Origin of the sequence: Streptomyces desertarenae (assembly GCF_042681365.1) — a bacterium.
GTDB classification, from domain to species: Bacteria; Actinomycetota; Actinomycetes; order Streptomycetales; family Streptomycetaceae; genus Streptomyces; species Streptomyces desertarenae.
Map to the genome: position 1 here is coordinate 38,914 of NZ_JBHUFU010000008.1, position 17,129 is coordinate 56,042.

Sequence of the window (17,129 nt, forward strand, 5' to 3'; positions counted from 1 at the left end):
CCGATCGGGGGCTGCGGTCCCGCGGCCGGGTGCGGTCCCACCCGGCCGCGGCCCTCTTCCGGTTCAGACCGCGGTGCTCTCGGCGGACCGCGTCCCGGCGGGGTCGCCGGCACCGTCCGCCGCGCCGGCGGGCGCCTCCCGCGCCTCCTGGCGGCGGTGCTCCCGGACGGCGTGGGCCAGGGCCGCCGCCCACGCCGCGTAGATGGCGCCGTAGACCGTCCACCGGACGGCGTCGCCGGCTCCGGCCCAGTCGCTGTGGAGCAGCGTGCGGGCGTTGGTCAGGACGATGAGGCCGCCCACCGCCGATCCGAGGACGCGCGGGGGGACGTGGCGCACCAGCCAGGCGGCGACGGGTGCGGCGACCAGGCCGCCGGCCAGGAGGGCCGCCGCCCAGCTCGCGTCGACCCCCTCGGACCCCAGGCCGACGAGGAAGCCGGCGCTGGCCGCGACGGCGACGACGAATTCGCTGGTGTCGATCGAGCCGATCACCTTGCGCGGCTCCAGGCGGCCGCTGGCGAGGATGGCGGGGGTGCCGACCGGTCCCCAGCCGCCGCCCCCGGTGGCGTCCAGGAAGCCCGCGACGAGGCCCAGCGGGGTGAGGAACCGCCTGCGCAGCGGCTTGCCGAGCCTGCCCTCGGGGAGCCCGGCGAACGTGAACCTGGTCAGGACGTACAGGCCGAGCCCCAGCAGGATGAGGGACATCACGGGCTTGGCCGTGTCCGTGGAGAGTTTGGAGAGGAAGGTGGCACCGGCGAACGCGCCGATCGCGCCGGGAACGCCGATCCTCACCACCACGCGCCAGTCGACGTTCCCGAAGCGCCAGTGCGCGGCGCCGGAGGCCAGGGTGGTGCCGATCTCCGCCAGGTGCACGGTGGCGGACGCGGCGGCGGGGTTGGTCCCGACCGCGAGCAGCAGGGTGGTGGAGGTGACGCCGTAGGCCATGCCCAGGCTCCCGTCCACCAGTTGGGCGCCAAGCCCGGCCAGGGCCAGCAGGATCAGCGTTCTCACAGCCACCTCGCCATGTTTCCCAGTTTTCCTACTTGATTAGTGGGAATCATGAGGGCGCGGCGCGGGCCCGGCAAGCTCCTGTCCGGCATGCGGGCAAGGGCTTCTCGCACTTCGGGAAAGCGCAGGTGGACGCGGCCGTCGGACCGCGCGGTGCCCCGCCGGCGCGCGGCGGGGTCAGCGGCCGCGGATCCGGGCGGCCCGGTCGCGGATGTCGGGGAGGCGCTCGTAGAGGGCCTGGCCGGGGCAGTCGGTCTGGTGGCTGTCCCGGTGCCCGGAGACGACGTCGAAGACCGCGGCCTCCCCCTCGGGGTAGCGGCTCCTGCCGTTGGTGGAGGTCAGCCTCACCGTGCCGTGCGGATCGGCGCCCGGGCGGAGCTTCCACGCCGCGACCGCGGCGATCGCCTCGACGACCGCCTCGGGCACGGTCGTGCCGGCGTCGAAGGTGCCCAGGGCGGCGACACCGACGCTGTCGCGGTTGAAGCCCTGGGTGTGCGCGCCGTGGACGGGGCGGGCCGCGCCCCCCGCCCGGCCCTCGTAGATGGTGCCGCAGCGGTCGACGACGAAGTTGTAGCCGATGTCGTCCCAGCCCTGGCCGTGGACGTGGTCGGCCTCCAGGGCGCGCAGCAGTTCGGGGACCTCGTCGCAGCGGTAGCCGTTGGGGTGCCCGGTGTGGTGGACGAACACCGCGACGGCCGGTCCGGTGTAGGCGGGGCGCTCCCTGACCATGCCCTCGTCGGCCCCCCAACCCGATCGGGGGACGACCGCCGGACGGGGGCCTCCGTTGACCGGCACGGCCGCCGGAGGCGGCTCCGGCCGCGGGACGGGCGGGGTCGCGGGGCCGTCCCCCGCCACCAGCACGGCCAGGGGCAGGAGGACGGCGCCCAGCACCAGGCGCGGGGACCACATGAAGCCCACTGTGCGTCCCCCGGGCGCCGGTCTCACGGCCGGGGCGCCCGACCGGGTGACACGGCGCGGCGGCACAGCCTCTCCTCGCCGCGCCCCGGCGGCGGGGCCGGCGCGGCGCCTCAGCCGCGGCCGGGGGGCTCCCCGGCGGCCGTCCCCCGGGCCGGCCGCCTCCCGCCGTGGGCGCCCGCCTCCTCCCCCGCCGTCCGGCCCGTGTCCCGTCCCGTTCCGCGGCGCGGGCCGCGGGCCGCCGCGCCGGCCGCCGTCGGCATGAGCTCGCCGAGCAGGTCGCAGGTCTCGCGCACCAGCGGCCGCAGCAGGCGGAACCGGGTGAGGGAGATGGCGCGGGCCGTGATCGGCGCCACGCGCTCGGCCAGGCGGCGGCTCCTGGCCGAGCCCTCGGAGCGGTCGTGGACCCAGAAGAGCACCAGGCCCATCTGCTGGAGCCAGAGCAGGTGGGGCAGGTACTCGCCCAGTTCGGGGTCGTAGCGGGTGTCGGCGCCCGCCAGAACCCGGCGGTGGATGTCGGTCGCGGCGCTGCGGGGCCCCTCGGACTCGGCGGAGAAGGGGCTGAGCGGGCTGTCGGGGTCGGCGGCGTTCTTGAAGAACTGGGCCGCGAACTCGTGGTAGGGCTCGGCAACGTCCAGCCAGGCGAGGAGGACCGCGCGGATGCGCGCCGCGAGGTCCCCCTCACCGTCCAGGACGCGGGCGGCGGCCGCCTGGTGCTGCTCGGTGATCCGGTCGTAGAACCCCTGGACCAGGTGTTCCTTGCTGTCGTAGTAGTAGTAGGCGCTGCCGACGGAGACACCGGCCTCCTGGGCGATAGCGCGCATCGTCGTGCGGTCGTAGCCGCGTTCGCGGAACAGGCGCAGGGCCGTCTCCAGGATGAGGGTCCGCGTCTGCTCGCTCCTGGGCTGCTGCTTCGCGGACCGTGCGGCCCTCCCCGGCCGTCCGGCCTCGGGAGGGCTCGCCCCGGCGTCCTCGCGTACGGGCTTGGGTGCTGCTTCCACGACGGTGAGCCTAGCCGGGGGCCCGGCAGGTCCCTCCGCACTCCTGCGGCGGGGAGGGGCCCCCGGTGCGGAACCACCCCTTCCCGGGGCCGGGGGGCCGGTCGTCGGCGGTGCGGTGGACCCGCCCGCCTCCGCCGCCGTTCCGCACGCGGCTCCTCTCCCGGTACCTGGCCGCCGCCAGCACCGCCCCGCGCGCCAGCCGGGCGCCCGCGGGCGTGCTCAGCCGGTGGGCGGTGGCCCGGTGGCCGGCCAGGGCCCACAGGCACACGATCCAGGCGGCCGGCCCCCGGTAGACCTGTCCGCCGTCCCCGACGACGGTGATCTCCTCCAGGGTGCGGTCGTGGTCGAGCCCCGGCAGCCGCCGCCGCGCCTCCCGGGAGCCGGCCGGCACGAGGTCGACCGGGACCAGCTTCCGCTGCCGCGCCAGCCAGGCGCCGACCTGCCGGCACAGCGGGCACTCCGCGTCGTACAGCACCGTGAGCCGGCGGACCGCGCCCGCGCCCGCCCCCGCGGCGTCCGCCACGGCCCTCACGCCCCCGCGGCGGGGACGGTCCAGTCCTGCGGCGGCACCGGAGGCGTCTGCTCGCGGTCCATCACGCCCCGGCGGCGGATCCGGCCGAGCACGTAGACGTTCCCCAGGTGCAGCACTCCCAGGACCAGCAGCACCACCCCGACCTGCCGGGACAGCACCTCGAACACACCCCTGGCGTTGCCCACCGGGTCCCCGACCCTCAGGTACAGCGCGACGAAGCCGAGGTTGACGAGGTAGAACCCGACCACCAGCAGGTGGTTGACGGCGTCCGCGAGCTTCTCGTTCCCCCGCAGCACGTCCGCGAGGAAGATCCGGCCGTTCCGGCTGAGCGTCCGGGCCACCCAGACGGTCAGAGCGATGCTGACGGCCAGGTAGACGACGTACGTGACCACAGTGAGGTCCATGGCCCACCCTTCCGTGAAGCGCTTTTTGAACGTGTTCAAAAAGCTGGTACGGCAGACTGTAGACCTGTTTTTGAACACGTTCAAGCCGCAGGGGCGCCCTGAGCGGGGAGCGGCGGCCGCGACCGCGGACACGGCCCGGGGCGAGCGAGGGGACTCCGGGGCCTGGGGAACATCCGTGTCAGACCGTGCCCCATGCGTTCGCCGGCCCCGGTGGGCGGCCGACGGGGCGCCGGCGGCGGGACCGGTCCGAAGGTGCTCCACGGACGACGCCCCGCTGTCTGCGGGAGCTTGGTTCGTCACCTGCGGTGGCGTTCTCCGGGCCGTACGTGAGGCGGCCCCGCCGCCCGTGGCAAGGGGGAAGCGGTGCCCACCATCGTGCAACCGCCGGCCGGCAAGGCGTTGACCGTCCGCGCGGCTGCGGACGCGATCCGGCACGGGTGCTCCTCAGCCCCCACTCCGACGGAGACGGCCGGGCCCCGGCTCGTACCGCCGGGGCCCGGAAAGAGGAAGGGGGAAGGGGGCCGGGGCATCGGCTCGGCGCCGCGCCGCGGCCGCCGGGCTTCGGGAGCGGCCCGCGCGGCGGCGGGGCGGTCGCCGGGGGCGGGCCGGTCAGGGGAGCTTCCGGCTCCCGAAGTGGTCCAGCAGCCACGCGGTGCCGTTCAGGCCCCAGGTCAGCAGCGCCAGGGCGATGATGGGGGCGGCCACCAGGCCGAGGACGAGGAGGATGGTCTCCGTCACGGTGCCTCCGGAATGTGGAAGGTTCGATGCCTGCGGTCGGGCGGCGGGAGCCGCCGGGCTGTTCCGATCCGATGCCCCGTTCGAGGGCGGACACTCCTGCGGAAGGGGCCGCGGCGGCACCGGGGGGCCGGCGGTCCCCGGCCGCCTCCGGGACTCGCCGGGTGTCCCGAGTTCGGCGGTCCCCACCGCCGCCCGCTCCCGAGAGATCCGATCTCTGATGAGCACGCGCGGACGGACAGGGGATCCGCCCCACCGGACGCACGTTCCCACCGAGGCCCCCGCAGGCACGCGGAGAACCGCAAAAGCCCCTCCTTCCGGCGGAAACGGCGGAACCCTGGCCGTCCGCAGGCCCGGTGCGGGCGGTATCGGCAGGCCTCCGCGGTTCCCCGGTCGCGCGGCCTCGCGCGGGAAGAGATCGGATCTGCGGGTTGTACCGTGACGTGTCTTGGGACATGCTGCCGAACTGCGGGTGCGGGCCGTCCGGGACGGGCGCCGCCCCTCCCGCCGAACCACCGCCGCCCCGAAGGACATCCATGAACTCACCGGCATCCCGGTCCGGCCGCCCCCCGCAGACCGCGCCCCCGCCGCTCCCCGGAACACACGCCGGCGGGAGCGGGAACGTGCTGTGGTACGACGAACCCGCCGCCTCGTGGGAGTCGCACGCGCTGCCCATCGGCAACGGGACCCTGGGCGGCATGGTCTTCGGCGGAGTCGCCCGCGAGACCGTGCAGTTCAACGAGAAGAGCCTGTGGACCGGGGGGCCCGGTGTCCCGGGGTACCACTTCGGCAACGGCTCCTTCCCGCGCCCCGGCGCCCTGGAGGAGGTCGTGGCCCGGATCGACGCCGAGGGCTGCGCGCCTCCCGAGTGGGTGGCCGGGAGACTGGGGCACCACCGCACGGGTTTCGGCGCCCACCAGACCTTCGGCGAGCTGCGCATCGACATGGCCGGCCGGAGCGGCCCGGACGGCCCGGACGACCGGGACGACCGGGACGACCGGGACGACCGGGACGACCGGGACAGCCTGCCGGCCGGGTGCACCGGGTACCGGCGGCACCTGGACATCGCCGACGCGGTCGCCGGGGTCCGCTACACCGCCGGCGGGGTCACCCACGTCCGGGAGTACTTCGCCAGCCGCCCCGACCGGGTGCTGGCCGGACGGCTGGCCGCGGACCGGCCGGGCTCGGTCTCCTTCACCCTGCGCTACGCGTCCCCCCGCGACGACCACGCGGTGACGGCCCGGGACGGCGGGCTCCGGATCCGCGGCAGGCTCGCGGACAACGGCATGGTCTTCGAGGCGCGGATCCGGGTGGTCGCCGACGGGGGCGAAGTGGTCTGCGAGGACGGCGCGGTGAGGGTCACCGGCGCCGACAGCGCCGTGTTCGTCCTGGCGGCGGGGACCGACTACGCCCCCGTGCACCCCTCCTACCGCGGCCCGGACCCGGCCGACGCCGTGCGGGCGGCCGTCGACGCGGCCGCCTCCCGCCCGTACCGGGAACTGCGGGAGCGGCACACCGCCGACCACCGCGCCCTGTTCGACCGCGTCCGGCTGGACATCGGGCAGCCCGCCCCCGGCCCGTCCGGGGCGTCCGGCGGGCCCACCGACGAGCTGCTGGCCGCCTACACCGGCGGCGACCCGGCCGACGACCGGGCACTGGAGGCCCTGTACTTCCAGTACGGCCGCTACCTCCTCATCGCCTCCTCGCGCGACGGCGCGCTGCCCGCGAACCTCCAGGGCCTGTGGAACGACTCCACCTCCCCTCCCTGGGACGCCGACTACCACACCAACATCAACCTCCAGATGAACTACTGGCCCGCCGGGCAGGCCAACCTGGCCGAGACCGCCGGGCCCTTCACCGCCTTCGTGGAGTCGCTGGCCGAGGCCGGCGAGCACAGCGCCCGGAGCCTCTTCGGCACCGCCGGCTGGGTGGTGCAGCACAGCGTCAACCCCTTCGGGCACACCGGTGTCGACGACTGGGCGACGGCCTTCTGGTTCCCCGTCGCCGGCGGCTGGCTCGCCTCCCAGGTCTACGACCTGCACCGGTTCGACGGCGACCGCGGCACCCTGCGCGACCGCGTCTACCCGCTGCTGCGGAGCGCCGCGGAGTTCTGGCTGGCGAACCTGCGGCGCGATCCGCGCGACGGCACGCTGGTGGTCTCCCCGTCCTACTCGCCCGAGCACGGCGACTTCACCGCCGGGGACTCCATGGCCCAGCAGATCGTGTGGGGGCTGTTCACCGACACGCTGGAGGCCGCGCGGGAGGTGGGCGGCGACGAGGAGTTCCGCGCCCGGCTCCGCGAGGCCCTGGACGAGCTCGACCCCGGTCTGCGGATCGGCCGGTGGGGGCAGCTCCAGGAGTGGAAGGCCGATCTGGACGACCCGTCCGACACCCACCGGCACGTCTCCCACCTGTACGCGCTGCACCCCGGCCGCCAGATCTCCCCGCACACCGCCCCGCGGTACGCCCGCGCGGCCGCGGTCTCGCTGAACGCCCGCGGCGACGGGGGCACCGGCTGGAGCAAGGCGTGGAAGGTGAACTTCTGGGCCAGGCTGCTGGACGGCGACCGCGCCCACGCCCTGCTCGCGCAGCAGCTGATGCACAGCACGCTGCCCAACCTCCTCGACACCCACCCGCCGTTCCAGATCGACGGGAACTTCGGCGCCACCGCGGGCGTCACGGAGATGCTGCTGCAGAGCCACGACGGCGTGGTCCACCCGCTGCCCGCCGTGCCCGCGCGGTGGCGGAGGGGGTCGGTCACCGGGCTCAGGGCGCGCGGCGGCGTCACCGTCGGGGCCTCGTGGGAGGAGGACGGGGCCGTGGAGTTCACGCTGGCGCCGGACCGCACGGGTGAACTGGCGGTGCGCAGCCCGGTGTTCACCGGGACGTACCGCCTGACCGACGCCGCGGCCGGCACGGCGGTGGAGGTCCGGGGCGGCGACGGCGGCCTCGTCGCCTTCACGGCCGAGGCGGGGCACGTCTACCGGGTGACCGGCGTCCTGCCGCCGGCCGGAGCGCGGGAGCGGCCCGGCGCACCGCCCTCCCGGCCGGCGGGCCGTCCTGCCGCGGGGGACGCGCCCGCCCCGTGAGACGCGCCCGCCCCGTCCGGGGTACACACCGGACGGGGCGCGGGGAGGGGGAGGCCGGTCGGTTCAGCCGGTCGCGAGCATGCCCTCGCGGAGCCTGGCCAGCACGCGGGAGAGCAGCCGCGAGACGTGCATCTGGGAGCAGCCGAGGCGCTCGCCGATCTGGGACTGGGTGAGTTCCTCGACGAACCTCAGGTGGATGATCTGCCGGTCGCGCTCGCCCAGCTCCTCGATGAGGGGCGCCAGGGCGTGGAAGTTCTCCACCAGTTCCATGCCCGGGTCCTCGGCACCGATGAAGTCCGCCAGCGCCGTCTCGCCCTCCTCGCTGCCGCCGACGGCGGCGTCCAGCGAGGCGGACTGGTAGCCGTTGGAGGCCAGCCGGGCCTCGATGACCTCCTCCTCGGAGAGGTTCATCAGCGCGGCCAGCTCGCTCACCTTGGGGGCGCGGCCGAGCCGCGTGCTCAGCTCCTCGGTGGCGCGGGCCAGTTCGACGCGGGCCTCCTGGAGCCTGCGCGGGACGTGCACCGCCCAGGAGGTGTCGCGGAAGAAGCGCTTGATCTCGCCCACGATGTAGGGGACGGCGAAGGTGGTGAACTCCACCTCGCGGGAGAGCTCGAACCGGTCGATGGCCTTGATCAGACCGATCATGCCGACCTGGACGATGTCCTCCATGTCGTCGCCGCGGTTGCGGAAGCGGCCGGCCGCGTACCGCACCAGCGACATGTTCATCTCGATCAGCGTGTTGCGCGCGTACTGGTATTCGGGCGTGCCCTCCTCCAGTACCGCCAGCCGGTCGAAGAACATCTTCGACAGCGCCCTCGCGTCCTTCGGGGCGATCTTGTGCGGATCGGTGACCTGCGGAAGCTCCGTCACACCGCGCGAAACCGCGGTGTCGTTCCGCTCGGTGGACTCCTGGACGCCCTGGCCGGCACCCGTGCGCGAGATCGTCGTCGCCGTCATCGTTTCCCTCCCTGGTTCGCCGCCCCTCGTGTCGTTGCGGGCCGACAAAGCCCCGCCTGCCCCGGCTGCCGAGGAGTATGCGCATCAATTTCTGGGATTTTCGTTCCGCCGGGTGGACGCACCGGGCGAACCCGCGGCACCGGCTGGGACGATGTCCGCCGCAGCGGTCCGGGGAACCAGGCCGACCGCCCCGGCCCCCGGCACAAGGAGCGTTCGGATGACGAGTGCGCCCCCGGTCGCCCCGGAGGACGTCCGCGACGCCGCCGAGCGGATCGGGGGAGTCGCGCACCGCACCCCCGTACTGCGGTCGCGCACCCTGGACGGCCTCGCCGGCGCTGAGCTCTCCTCAACTGCGAAAACCCCCGGCGGGTCGGGGCGTTCACGTTCCGCGGCGCCTACAGCGGCCGTCTCCCGGCTCCCCCCGGAGCAGCTCACCGGAGGCGTGGCGGCGCACTCGTCGGGCAACCACCCCCGGGCGGCGGCCCCGGCCGAGCGGGTCCGTGTCCCCGTACCGCGCACCGTCGCCGACGGGTTGGCGGCGCAGACCCCCGGGGAGCCGGCCTCCTCCGTCAACCGGCGCCTGGCCGACGAGGTCGTCCCGGCCGGCGACCGGATGATCCGCGACGCGGTGCGGTTCCTCTCCGAGCGCCTGAAGACCGTGGTGGAGCCCAGCGGCGCCGCCGCGCCCGCCGCCCCGCTCCCGGGCCGGACCGGCGGTCTCCCGCGCGGGTGGGGGTCGTCCTCTCCGGGGGCAGCGCCGCCGCCCGGCGCTTCGCCGAACTGTGCGGGGACCGAACCGGCCCCTGCCGCCGCCCGTCCCCGGACGCCCTCCTCCGGCTCGCCGGCCCCCGGTCCTCCCGGCCGCCGTTGCGCGTTCCCCTTCCGCACGTGCGTCCGATGACTACGGTGGTGCCATGATCGATGCCGACGACGTCCGCCGCATCGCGCTGTCCCTTCCCGAGACCGCGGAGAAGGAGGCGTGGAGCATGCCCACGTTCCGGGTGGCCGGAAGGATGTACCTCACCGTCCCCGACGACGAGACCTCCATCGCGGTGCGCTGCCCCCGGTACGAGCGCGAGGAGTTGATCGCCGCCGAACCGGAGAAGTTCTGGGTGCCCCCGCACGAGGCGGGTTCGGCGTGGGTCCGGGTGCGGCTGGCCGCCCTGGAGGACCTGGACGAACTGCGCGACGTCCTCGTCGACTCCTGGCGGCAGGCGGCGCCCGACCGGCTCCGCGAGGCCCACCCCGGCCTGGTGCCGGGTGCCGGGGCCGGGACGGCGGGCACCGGGGCGGGCGCCGTGTCGTAGGGGGCACCGATACTGGTTCCCCGGCGGGCCCGACGGCCCGGGACGGGAGACGGCAGGGAGGTGGCGGTGTGACGGCGCGGAAGGCGGCGGAGCTCACCGACGCGCAGCGGCGCGCGGTCCTGGCGTCCGATCCGGCCACCGGTGAGCTCTCGGCGGCCCCGGCGGTGTGCGCCGCACTGCGGGCCAAGGGCCTGGCCGTGGAGTACGGCCGGGCGCGCAGGCACTACCTGACCGGCGCGGGGCGGACGTTGCGCGACCGGCTGCGCGACCTGCCAGCCGGGGACCCGGAGGCGCCCCCGCGGGGGCCCGGCGCCCCGTCCGCCTCCGCGTCCCTCCCCACCCCCGCGGCCTCCGGCCCGGGCGGGGGGTTCGAGGCGGCGACCGGCGACGGGCCCGCACCGGACGAGGACCCGGCGCGGCGCGCCGCGGCGGCGGCCCGGGCCTGGACGGGCGTGCTGGAGATCCGCCGCGTCACGGGCACCGCCGCCGCGGACGGTACGGGCGTGCCCGCCCCCTGGGAGCGGACGCGCATGGTGCGGGCCGTCTCCCTGGCCCTGGAGTCCGCGGGCGTACCGCCGTCGGCGGTGGACGGGCAGGGCCGCCGCACACGGGCGGGCTACCGCGTGTCGCCCTCCGGCGAGCCCGGCTCGGTCCGCGTCGAGTGGCCGGGACCGTCCGTCCAGGAGGCCCGCCGGGAGGCCGGGGAACGGCTGCGGTCCTGCGCGCGCCTCCTGGAGGAGCGCGGTTGGGAGGCGCTGCTGTACCGGGGCCCGCGCCACACCCCGTTCCTGCTGGTGGCTCCCCGGCGCCGGTGACGCCCGGCCGGGCGTCACCGCGCGGAACCGGACCGGTCCGCCGCGGGAGCCGGCGCGGGGGTGCGGACGAACGGGCGGTCCCGGTCGGTGAGGGCGCCGGCCGGCCCGGCGGCGCGCAGGACGACGTCGAGGACGCGCTGCGGATCGGCGGCGTACATCCCGCTCGCCCAGGCCGCGTTGGCCTCCACCACGGCCCAGTGCCCCCCGGTCACCCCGACGTCCACCACGATCGCACCGGGCAGGGTGTGGCCGCACTCCTTTAGCAGTGCCGCCCCGAAGTCGGCCGCCTCGCGCGGCAGCGGCCCGACGTCCGGCCGGCCCCGCCGGGCGTACCGGCTGCCCGTGCGGACCGCGCCGTCCAGCAGGTACAGCCGGTACTCGGCGGTGAACTCCACCACGTCGCAGACGAGCACGGTCGTGGCCGGGTCCACCGCGTCGGGGCCGGGCAGCCGCGACCCGTCGGTGTAGACGCGCGCCGGTACCTCCTTGTCGTTGGGCGACTTCACGAAGGCGGGCCGGCGCAGTCCGTACGCCTCGCCGATCGGCACGGCCCGCACCTCGCGGCGGGTGTACGCGCGGGGCAGCCGGGCGAGCCAGTCCTCGGGCGCCTGGAGCGGCGCGATCCCCAGGGCGGGGGCCACGGCGTCCGCGAAGGCGGGCCCCGCGTGCAGGTGTCCGGCCCGCAGTCCGGGCGGCACGTCGAAGGAGGTCAGCCGGACCGTGCGCAGACCGCGGTGGTGCGCGGCGTCCCGCAGGCGCCGCGCGGAGCCGGTGAGCCGGGGCGGCAGGAGGAGGGTCATGGCGCCCCATCGTCGCGGGCGCCGCGCGGCGGCTCCACCGGTTATCGCGCGGCAGGCGGGGCGGAACGTGCGGGATCCCCGGGCCGGTGGGGCCGGAGTGCCGTGCCGTACGCGGTCGGCGCCGCGCGGCCGGGCGTACGGGCGGGCGGCGGCCCGGCGCTCAGGGGACGGGCTCGCCGTGGCCGGCGAACGCGCCGGCGCGGACGTTGGGCGTGGCGCTGCTGGTCACGCGGTAGCGGCCGTTGGGCAGGTCGTCGCTGATGGTGACGCGCACGGTGAGGGGCCCGGCCCACTCGTAGTCCCTGCTCTCGCCGTGGCGGGCCAGGTTGTCGGTCAGTTCCTGGTCCACCCGGCCGCCGCGCCGGACCGCCTTCTCGTACACCCGGGCGGGGAGTTCGACCTCGTAGGCGTTGGGGACCACCACGCGGGTGTGGCTGCACACCACGGCGTGGGCGTCGCACTCGCGGCGCAGGGCGTCCAGCAGCTCCACCGGCTCCCGGTGGAGCACCCTGTCCGCCAGCGCGTGCTCCCAGCGCTCCATCGTCCGTTCCCATCGCTTCAGCGTTTCCATGACACCTCGCGTGCCCGGGGCGCCCTCCCCCATGCCGCCGCCGGCGTCCGGGACGGGCGGCGGCGTGCGGGACGGCGCGTCAGGCCGCTCGCCGGGCCGCCCCCGGCGACGGCGCCTCCGCGGGCGGGTCCGGCACGGCCCGCAGATGGCGTCCGCGCCGCTTCCGGCGGGGCGGGGCGGCCTCGCCGTCGGCGGCGGGCGCCCCGAGCATGCGCTCCTCGTACCGCCCCAGGGCGAGCAGGGCGCACAGCAGCAGAGGGGGTATCACGAGTGCGGCGACAGCCACGGGAACTCCTCGGGAGGGAAGGCCGGTCCTCGTCCGCCTTGCCCCGGACCCCCCGTGGAAACCCCCACACCGGCCTTTTTCGGGCGCCGTCCGCCGAAGAGCCGTCACGCGTTCCCCCGGGCGGCGCACCCGCCGCTCCGGACGCCGCCCCCGGCCACCGCCCGGACGCTCACAGCCATCCGTTGCGGCGGAAGGACCGGTAGAGCGCGGCCGAGGAGGCGGCCATCACCCCGACGGCCAGCGGATACCCGAAGGTCCAGTGGAGTTCGGGCATGTGCTGGAAGTTCATCCCGTACAGCCCGGTGAACACGGTGGGCACGGCGAAGATCGCGGCCCAGGCCGATATGCGGCGCATGTCGTCGTTCTGCCAGGTGCCCACCCGCGCCAGGTGCGCGTCCAGGACGGAGTTGAGCAGCTCGTCCAGGGAGCGGACCTCGGTGTCGGCCCGGTGCAGGTGGTCGGACACGTCGCGGAAGTACGGCAGGGCGTCCTGCGGCCACGGGGAGCGGGGTCCGGCGACGAACTCCCGCACCACCGGCACCAGGGGCCCGACCGCGTCGCGGAACTCCAGCACCTCCCGCTTGAGCGTGTAGATCTGCTCGGTGAGGTCGTCGCGCGAGGGGGAGAAGACGCACCGCTCCAGCCGGGTGAGTTCCGTGCGCACCTTGGCGGCCGCGTCGGTGTAGGAGTCCACGACCACGTCCAGGACGGCGTGCAGCACCGCGGCGGGACCGAAGGAGGCCACGTCCGGTTCGGCGGCGAGCCTGCGGGCGGCCTCGGCGGCGGGGTCGGCCTGCCCGTGCCGGACGGTGAGGGCGAAGCGGGGCCCGAGGAAGACCATCACCTCCCCCGTCTCCACCTCCGACGCGCTCTCGATGTACCACAGCGTCCGCAGCGCCACCGCCAGCACGTCGCCGTACCGCTCCCCCTTGGGGCGCTCGTGGGCCTGCACCGCGTCCTCCACCGCGAGCGGGTGCAGCCCCATCTCCTCGGTGAGGTCGGCCAGTTCGCGCTCGGTGGGGGAGTCCAGGCGGATCCACGCGAACTCCCCCTCCCCCAGTTCCCTGAGGTGCTTGAGCACCGTCCGTCCGGCCCTGTCGGGCTCGCCGCAGTCGACCTGCCGGGCCTCGCCGGCCCCTTCCCGGTAAATCACGCACTCCATGCCCCTCGCATGCTTCGGCGGACCGATTCCATGCGCACCGCGGAACCGGCCCCCGGGACCGGCCGGCCCGCGGATGCGGATGCGGGTCCGGACGGCGGGAGCGAGAATCGGACAACCGGACACGGACCCGGTGGGCCGGGACTCCGGCGGGGCCCGGCGACACGCCGCGGGCGGCCGCCGGCGGCGGTCCGACACGAAGGGCGGACGGCATGAGGGTACGCGAGCACATGGTCTCCCCTCCGCAGGCGGTGGCGCCGGAGACCACCGCGGAGCAGGCCGCCGTGCGCATGCGCGAGGGGGAGATCGGCTGCCTGCTGGTCGTCGCGGACGGCGAGCTGCGCGGGATCGTCACCGACCGCGACCTGGTGGTGCGGTGCCTGGCCGGGGGCGCCTCCGTGAAGACCCCGGTGTCGGAGCTGATGTCCTCGCCCGTGGTGGCGGTGAGGACCTCGGCGGACGTCGCCACCGCCTACCGCGCCCTCCACGACTCCGGTGTGCGGCGGCTGCCGGTGCTGGACGGGCGCGGGCGCGTGGTGGGCGTGCTGAGCGTCGACGACCTGCTCCTGGACGTCCTCCGGCGCCTGGGCGACCTGCTCGGCCCGGTGGCCCGGACGGCGCTGCGGGAACCGCCCGCCCCGTGACCGCCCGCCCGGGCACCGCCCGTCCGGGGGCGGGCGGCCGTCCGGGGGCGGGCGGCCGGGGCGGGCCGGCCGTACGCTGGCGGGTGTGCGCACCGTGGAGCTGCTGCCGGACGACACGGCCGACCGCGCCGTGCGGGAGGCCTGGCGGCATCTGGCCGCGGCCGGGCTGCCGAGCCAGGCGGGCCACACCCACCCGACGAACCGGCCCCACCTCACCCTGGCCACGGCAGAGGCGGTGCCGGCCGCCGCGCGGGTCCGGGTGGAGGAGGCGCTGACCGCCCTGCCGGTGCCGTTCCGCCTGGCGGGACTGGTGCGGTTCGAAGGGCGCGTGCACGTGCTGGCCTGGGCGGTGTGCCCGGATCCGGAACTGCTGCGCCTGCACGAGGCGGTCTGGCGGGCGCTGGAGACCTCGCCGGGCACCGGTCCGCTGAACCCGCTGCACGCCCCCGGGCGCTGGGTCCCGCACATCACGCTGGGCCGCAGCCGCCGGCCGGTGTGGGAGGTGCCGGACGGCCGGCTGCTGCCCCCGTCGCCGGGCGGGACGCTGCGGGGCCGGTTCACCGGCGCCCGCAGCTACGACTCGGCCACCCGCGGCGTCGACTCCCTGTCGCCCCGCTGAACCCGCCCGCCGCGCACGGCGGGACCCCGCGCGCGGCCCCGTGTCAGCCGGCCGCGTCCCCCTCCCGCGCCACCAGGGCGAAGGGGTGGCCGGCCGGGTCGGCGTACAGGCGCGCGTCGCCCGGCTCCTCGTCGTCCCGGGCCTCGACCGGGCGGGCGCCCAGACCGATCGCCTCGCGCTCCGCCTCGTCCATGTCGCCGCGTGGGACCAGGATGTGCAGGTGCACTCCGCGGGTGTCGGCCGGGCTCGGCCAGCTCTGCGGTATGTGCCCCTCGTCCCGTCTGACCGCCAGCCGCACGCCCTGCCCCCCGGTCACCTCGACGACGTCCGGGTCGGCTCCCGGGCGCGTCTCGGCCCCCAGCAGCCTCGCGTAGAAGTCGGCCAGCTCCTGGGGTTCGGCGCAGTCCAGGACCAGCACGCTCGTCTTCTCGACGGGCATGTGTCGCCCCCCTTCCGGGGTCGTCTCCGGCGTCCCGCTGCGGGTCCGCCCTTCCACCACGGTCCTACCCCGGAGCGCCGGGAGTCAGCGGGCCGCCCGCCGAATCCCCGGCGTCCGGGGGGAGTTGGCGCCGCACCCCGGGCGGGCCCCGGTCCGTCCGTCCGCGTCCGGAGGGCCGCGGACGCGGACGGGGAGGCGGCGGGATGCCTGCGGCGCGGCGGCCGTGGGTAGGTGTCTCCCATGACCGATGTCGTGGACGCAGACGAGTTGCTCCGCCGTATCAGGGCCGCGCGCGACTGGGCCGCGGAGCGTGAGGCGACGGCCGGTGAACGGGCCGGGGACGGCTCCGGGAGCGGGGGAGGCGGCGGTGGCCGGGCGGCCGACGTGGACCTCGCCGTCTTCTCGGCGGTCCGCGAGGTGCTGGACGAGATCATCGATCCCGGCGCCCGCCGGCGGAGGCGGTAGCCCGCTTCCGGCCCGGGAGGGGCCGGTCCGGAAGCGGGCGCACGCGGGTGGCCGGTGGTCCCCCGGCCGCCCGGCCCCGGGACGCCGTCAGGGAGCGGGCGGTGCGGACCGGGCGGCTCCGTCGTCCCCGCGCACGGCTTCCTCCGCCCCGGACTCCCGGGACGTCCCGTGTCCGGTGCCCAGCGCCCCGGCCGCGCAGGCGGCCGCCGCGCACAGCGCCACGGGCAGCAGGAAGGCCGTGTTCAGGGGGACGAGGTGGGTGAGCGGCCCGATGACGGCGGGCCCGGCGAGCATGCCGAGGTAGCCGAGGCCGGCCACCCGGGAGACGTTGACCCCCGCGGCCTCCGGGTCGGCGTGGCCCGCGGCGCTGAAGAGCTGGGGGACGCAGCCCGACAGTCCGGCCCCGAAGACCGCCCAGCCGACCAGCGCCAGGGGGATCCACGGGGAGAGGACCACCGCCGTCAGGCCGGCCGCGGCCAGGACGGAGCCGTGGCGGACGACGGCGACCGGGCCGAAGCGCGCGGCCACCGGGTCGGCGAGGAGGCGTCCGGCGGTCATGGCGGTGGCGAAGGCGCCGTAGGCGAGGGCCGCGGTGGCCTCGGACGCGCCGAGGACGTCCCGCATGGCGAGCACGCTCCAGTCGTTGGCGACGCCCTCGCTGAGCATCAGCATCAGTGCCAGGACGGCCAGCGTCCGGATGCGCGGCGGGGTCGCGCGCCGGGCCCGGGGCCCCTTCTCGGCCGCCGTGGCCTCCCGCGGTTCCCCGGCCGGTTCGCGGGGCAGCAGCGCGGGAGCGGCGAGGACGGCGGCGAGGAGGCCGAGGGCGCCCACCCCGGCGAGGGTCGCCGGGGCGCTCCAGCCCCAGCTGAGGGTGCGGGCCCCGACGAGGGCGGCGAGCACTCCCCCGACCGAGAACACGGCGTGGAAGGCGGACATGACCGGCCGCCGGTAACCGCGTTCGACCTGGACGGCGTGGGCGTTCATGGCGACGTCCAGGCAGCCGTTGCCGAAACCGAACAGCAGCAGGGCGGCGCCCAGCGTCCAGGCGTCCGTGGCCAGGGCGGGCAGGACCAGCGCGGCGCTGCACAGGGCCGCGCCGGCCGGCACCACCGTGCGGGCCCCCAGGCGGTCGGCGAGCGGCCCGGTCAGCCGCATGCCCGCGAAGGCGCCGCCGCCGAGCAGGAGCAGCAGCCAGCCGAGCACGGCGTGGCCGACCCCGGTGCGGTCCTCCACGACGGGGATGTGGACGACCCACATTCCCATCAGGAAGCCGTTGAGGGCGAAGTAGGCGAAGGTGGCCAGCCGGGCGGGCCGCAGGACTTTCTCCATGTTCCCGAACCTAACAAACATGCCGGATGTTCGATAGATTGAATTTCGCACACCGAA

At 76.2% G+C, this 17,129-nt stretch carries 19 protein-coding genes and 1 pseudogene; 7 read left to right on the plus strand and 13 right to left on the minus strand.

All coding sequences use genetic code 11. The annotated features are described in order from the left end of the window. Positions 1 to 63: 63 nt before the first annotated feature. The 6 genes from ACFSJS_RS14795 to ACFSJS_RS14820 form a co-directional block, all read right to left on the minus strand. Positions 64 to 1,014, minus strand: coding sequence for a sulfite exporter TauE/SafE family protein (locus ACFSJS_RS14795; RefSeq protein WP_380900366.1), 951 nt, complete (start codon positions 1,012 to 1,014; stop codon positions 64 to 66). A gap of 168 nt (positions 1,015 to 1,182) precedes the next feature. Continuing rightward, on the minus strand, positions 1,183 to 1,914 hold the full coding sequence (locus ACFSJS_RS14800) for an N-acetylmuramoyl-L-alanine amidase (protein ID WP_380900368.1): 732 nt from the start codon (positions 1,912 to 1,914) through the stop codon (positions 1,183 to 1,185). 119 nt (positions 1,915 to 2,033) lie between these two features. After that, positions 2,034 to 2,921 carry a TetR/AcrR family transcriptional regulator gene (locus ACFSJS_RS14805; protein WP_380900370.1) on the minus strand — a complete coding sequence of 296 codons (888 nt, stop codon included), beginning with the start codon at positions 2,919 to 2,921 and terminating at the stop codon, positions 2,034 to 2,036. Positions 2,922 to 2,931: 10 nt separating this feature from the next. Continuing rightward, complete coding sequence (locus ACFSJS_RS14810) at positions 2,932 to 3,444, minus strand: thiol-disulfide oxidoreductase DCC family protein (protein ID WP_380900372.1); 513 nt, start codon at positions 3,442 to 3,444, stop codon at positions 2,932 to 2,934. A gap of 5 nt (positions 3,445 to 3,449) precedes the next feature. Further along, the gene (locus tag ACFSJS_RS14815; RefSeq protein WP_380900374.1) at positions 3,450 to 3,857 is read right to left on the minus strand and encodes a hypothetical protein; all 408 of its coding nucleotides are present in this window, start codon (positions 3,855 to 3,857) and stop codon (positions 3,450 to 3,452) included. 609 nt (positions 3,858 to 4,466) lie between these two features. Next, a complete protein-coding gene (locus ACFSJS_RS14820) occupies positions 4,467 to 4,595 on the minus strand; it encodes a hypothetical protein (protein ID WP_380900376.1) in 129 nt (42 codons plus the stop codon). Positions 4,596 to 5,215: 620 nt separating this feature from the next. Between ACFSJS_RS14820 and ACFSJS_RS14825 the strand changes: the two genes are divergently transcribed. Next, positions 5,216 to 7,681, plus strand: a complete 2,466-nt coding sequence (locus ACFSJS_RS14825) for a glycoside hydrolase family 95 protein (protein ID WP_380900378.1) — start codon at positions 5,216 to 5,218, stop codon at positions 7,679 to 7,681. Between the two features lie 63 nt (positions 7,682 to 7,744). Here ACFSJS_RS14825 and ACFSJS_RS14830 read toward each other — a convergent pair whose 3' ends face one another. Then, entirely contained in the window at positions 7,745 to 8,638 is an 894-nt protein-coding gene (locus ACFSJS_RS14830) for an RNA polymerase sigma factor SigF (RefSeq protein ID WP_380900380.1), read from the minus strand. A gap of 217 nt (positions 8,639 to 8,855) precedes the next feature. Here ACFSJS_RS14830 and ACFSJS_RS14835 point away from each other — a divergent pair. From ACFSJS_RS14835 to ACFSJS_RS14845, 3 genes and pseudogenes are all read left to right on the plus strand, one after another. Beyond that, positions 8,856 to 9,430: pseudogene (locus tag ACFSJS_RS14835) on the plus strand (pyridoxal-phosphate dependent enzyme); the annotation flags it as partial. Between the two features lie 122 nt (positions 9,431 to 9,552). Then, entirely contained in the window at positions 9,553 to 9,945 is a 393-nt protein-coding gene (locus ACFSJS_RS14840) for an MmcQ/YjbR family DNA-binding protein (RefSeq protein ID WP_380900382.1), read from the plus strand. A gap of 68 nt (positions 9,946 to 10,013) precedes the next feature. Continuing rightward, positions 10,014 to 10,760: a hypothetical protein gene (locus ACFSJS_RS14845; protein ID WP_380900384.1), complete on the plus strand. Its 747-nt coding sequence runs from the start codon at positions 10,014 to 10,016 to the stop codon at positions 10,758 to 10,760. Between the two features lie 14 nt (positions 10,761 to 10,774). On the opposite strand, the gene ACFSJS_RS14850 is transcribed toward ACFSJS_RS14845, so the two are convergent. From ACFSJS_RS14850 to ACFSJS_RS14865, 4 genes are all read right to left on the minus strand, one after another. After that, complete coding sequence (locus ACFSJS_RS14850; RefSeq protein WP_380900386.1) at positions 10,775 to 11,560, minus strand: ATP-grasp domain-containing protein; 786 nt, start codon at positions 11,558 to 11,560, stop codon at positions 10,775 to 10,777. Positions 11,561 to 11,720: 160 nt separating this feature from the next. Further along, positions 11,721 to 12,131: a DUF3662 domain-containing protein gene (locus ACFSJS_RS14855; protein ID WP_380900388.1), complete on the minus strand. Its 411-nt coding sequence runs from the start codon at positions 12,129 to 12,131 to the stop codon at positions 11,721 to 11,723. A gap of 79 nt (positions 12,132 to 12,210) precedes the next feature. Then, positions 12,211 to 12,417: a hypothetical protein gene (locus ACFSJS_RS14860; protein ID WP_380900390.1), complete on the minus strand. Its 207-nt coding sequence runs from the start codon at positions 12,415 to 12,417 to the stop codon at positions 12,211 to 12,213. 169 nt (positions 12,418 to 12,586) lie between these two features. Further along, entirely contained in the window at positions 12,587 to 13,579 is a 993-nt protein-coding gene (locus ACFSJS_RS14865; protein WP_380900392.1) for a magnesium and cobalt transport protein CorA, read from the minus strand. A gap of 209 nt (positions 13,580 to 13,788) precedes the next feature. Between ACFSJS_RS14865 and ACFSJS_RS14870 the strand changes: the two genes are divergently transcribed. Both ACFSJS_RS14870 and ACFSJS_RS14875 read left to right on the plus strand, forming a co-directional pair. After that, entirely contained in the window at positions 13,789 to 14,220 is a 432-nt protein-coding gene (locus tag ACFSJS_RS14870; protein ID WP_380900394.1) for a CBS domain-containing protein, read from the plus strand. An 85-nt stretch (positions 14,221 to 14,305) separates the two neighbouring features. Further along, positions 14,306 to 14,839 carry a 2'-5' RNA ligase family protein gene (locus ACFSJS_RS14875; RefSeq protein ID WP_380900396.1) on the plus strand — a complete coding sequence of 178 codons (534 nt, stop codon included), beginning with the start codon at positions 14,306 to 14,308 and terminating at the stop codon, positions 14,837 to 14,839. 43 nt (positions 14,840 to 14,882) lie between these two features. Here the strand turns inward: ACFSJS_RS14875 and ACFSJS_RS14880 are convergent, their stop codons facing one another. Then, on the minus strand, positions 14,883 to 15,278 hold the full coding sequence (locus ACFSJS_RS14880; RefSeq protein ID WP_380900398.1) for a VOC family protein: 396 nt from the start codon (positions 15,276 to 15,278) through the stop codon (positions 14,883 to 14,885). Between the two features lie 240 nt (positions 15,279 to 15,518). Between ACFSJS_RS14880 and ACFSJS_RS14885 the strand changes: the two genes are divergently transcribed. Beyond that, a complete protein-coding gene (locus ACFSJS_RS14885; RefSeq protein WP_380900400.1) occupies positions 15,519 to 15,743 on the plus strand; it encodes a hypothetical protein in 225 nt (74 codons plus the stop codon). An 87-nt stretch (positions 15,744 to 15,830) separates the two neighbouring features. Here the strand turns inward: ACFSJS_RS14885 and ACFSJS_RS14890 are convergent, their stop codons facing one another. Continuing rightward, on the minus strand, positions 15,831 to 17,072 hold the full coding sequence (locus tag ACFSJS_RS14890; protein WP_380900402.1) for an MFS transporter: 1,242 nt from the start codon (positions 17,070 to 17,072) through the stop codon (positions 15,831 to 15,833). Positions 17,073 to 17,129: the final 57 nt, after the last annotated feature.

Excerpts from the sequence above, each read along its gene's own strand:
- ACFSJS_RS14800 (WP_380900368.1), bottom strand. The coding sequence starts at position 1,914 with ATGTGGTCCCCGCGCCTGGTGCTGGGCGCCGTCCTCCTGCCCCTGGCC.
- ACFSJS_RS14815 (WP_380900374.1), bottom strand. The coding sequence starts at position 3,857 with ATGGACCTCACTGTGGTCACGTACGTCGTCTACCTGGCCGTCAGCATC.
- ACFSJS_RS14830 (WP_380900380.1), bottom strand. The coding sequence starts at position 8,638 with ATGACGGCGACGACGATCTCGCGCACGGGTGCCGGCCAGGGCGTCCAG.
- ACFSJS_RS14840 (WP_380900382.1), top strand. The coding sequence starts at position 9,553 with ATGATCGATGCCGACGACGTCCGCCGCATCGCGCTGTCCCTTCCCGAG.
- ACFSJS_RS14850 (WP_380900386.1), bottom strand. The coding sequence starts at position 11,560 with ATGACCCTCCTCCTGCCGCCCCGGCTCACCGGCTCCGCGCGGCGCCTG.
- ACFSJS_RS14855 (WP_380900388.1), bottom strand. The coding sequence starts at position 12,131 with ATGGAAACGCTGAAGCGATGGGAACGGACGATGGAGCGCTGGGAGCAC.
- ACFSJS_RS14865 (WP_380900392.1), bottom strand. The coding sequence starts at position 13,579 with ATGGAGTGCGTGATTTACCGGGAAGGGGCCGGCGAGGCCCGGCAGGTC.
- ACFSJS_RS14870 (WP_380900394.1), top strand. The coding sequence starts at position 13,789 with ATGAGGGTACGCGAGCACATGGTCTCCCCTCCGCAGGCGGTGGCGCCG.
- ACFSJS_RS14880 (WP_380900398.1), bottom strand. The coding sequence starts at position 15,278 with ATGCCCGTCGAGAAGACGAGCGTGCTGGTCCTGGACTGCGCCGAACCC.
- ACFSJS_RS14885 (WP_380900400.1), top strand. The coding sequence starts at position 15,519 with ATGACCGATGTCGTGGACGCAGACGAGTTGCTCCGCCGTATCAGGGCC.
- ACFSJS_RS14890 (WP_380900402.1), bottom strand. The coding sequence starts at position 17,072 with ATGGAGAAAGTCCTGCGGCCCGCCCGGCTGGCCACCTTCGCCTACTTC.